The 1383-nt window shown below is 63.5% G+C and carries 1 protein-coding gene and 1 pseudogene; one reads left to right on the top strand and one right to left on the bottom strand.

Features of this window, described 5'->3' with window-relative positions:
* Positions 1-678, top strand: a 678-nt coding sequence (locus tag ASD03_RS39810; RefSeq protein WP_162250551.1) for a hypothetical protein, incomplete at its 5' end; no start/stop codon positions are given.
* A gap of 293 nt (positions 679-971) precedes the next feature.
* Here ASD03_RS39810 and ASD03_RS38390 read toward each other — a convergent pair.
* A pseudogene (locus ASD03_RS38390) lies at positions 972-1383 on the bottom strand (aldehyde dehydrogenase family protein); the annotation flags it as partial.

The raw sequence follows: 1383 nt of genomic DNA, 5'->3' as shown, positions 1-1383 counted from the left end.
GATAGCAACTTCGTTTCGGCCGGTGGCAAGACAATTTATGTGCTGGCGCCCACAACGGCGAGCGTCAGCAAAATAGAGCGCGAACTCGCCAAGCAGAACGACGAGTTTGACCCGGGCGGAGAGACGCTGTCCGTCGTCAGGGATTTCGAGGCGCGGATGCTCAAGCTGGGGCTGCGTTCTGACGTAATCATTGAGGCGGTAGGCTCAGCGAAGGACGGTGCGCCATCGCCGTGGCTGCAAAGGAAGTTTGATGGGCTCGCGCAGAGGGCGAGCGTGCCATCGAACGAGCCGTCGGCGGCACTCAAGACTGTCATCGCAAACTTTCAACAGCAGAAGGAAAAGACCATGCCCCTATCGCTGGAGCAGTTCGACGAGCGCGTGTGGCGGGCGAACAAATCGATGGACCGCCTCGAGACCATGGTCGACAGTAGTGCGGAGCGCCAGGCCGTCGAGGAGATGCGTCGCCGACACCGCAGGGGGAGGGGGCAAACCGCCGGCCGCCCGCGCCGACGAGACACGCTCCCAGGACCGGCCCGCGCCGCCGACCGTCGATCCTGCTATAGCCGCCCAGCAGCAGGCAATTGCCGCCGGTCGTGCCGCTCGTGCGGCGCGGGAACAGGCTGCCACTGCCATAGGTGCCCAGGACGAGCAGCGCCAGCAGATCCTCCGGCAGGCTGAGCAGGATCGCCAGCGCAGCAATGACCGCGATGGCGCGGAGCGGTAGGCTCGATACTACTCTTCCATCAAGCCGTCAGTTCAGGGTCTCAGGTCACCGCACCTCCACCAAGGGATCAATAGGAGCTTGCCAGCTCGAAGCCGGTCTTTTCGCTCGTCGAGAACACGCGAACAATCGACGCGTTTTCTTTTTCCGCCATCGGACCCTTTTCGATACGATTGCGGGGAGCGCGCCTCCCGTTTTTCATTGCGGTGCGGCTGGCGCACCGCAATGAACAGACGCGAGCGCCCTGCACCTACGCCGATATGTATGCCGTCTTGACGGTTGTGTAGAATTCGGCGGCGTGGCGACCTTGCTCGCGCGAGCCATGGGAGGAGCCCTTGCGGCCACCGAAGGGCACGTGGAAATCGACGCCGGCGGTCGGCAGGTTGACCATCACCATGCCGGCCTCGGCCCTTGCGGCCACCGAAGGGCACGTGGAAATCGACGCCGGCGGTCGGCAGGTTGACCATCACCATGCCGGCCTCGGCATTGCGCTTGAAATGCGTCGCCTGTTTCAGGCTGGTGGTGGCAATGCCCGACGACAGCCCGAACGGCGTGTCGTTGGCGACGGCAAGCGCCTCGTCATAATCCTTCACCCGGATCACCGAAGCGACCGGTCCGAAGATTTCTTCACGCGAGATGCGCATCTGGTTGGTTGCCTCGGT

The sequence above is a fragment of the Ensifer sp. Root127 genome (assembly GCF_001425225.1).
GTDB lineage: Bacteria > Pseudomonadota > Alphaproteobacteria > Rhizobiales > Rhizobiaceae > Ensifer > Ensifer canadensis.
This window is presented reverse-complemented; position numbering and strand designations above follow the sequence as displayed.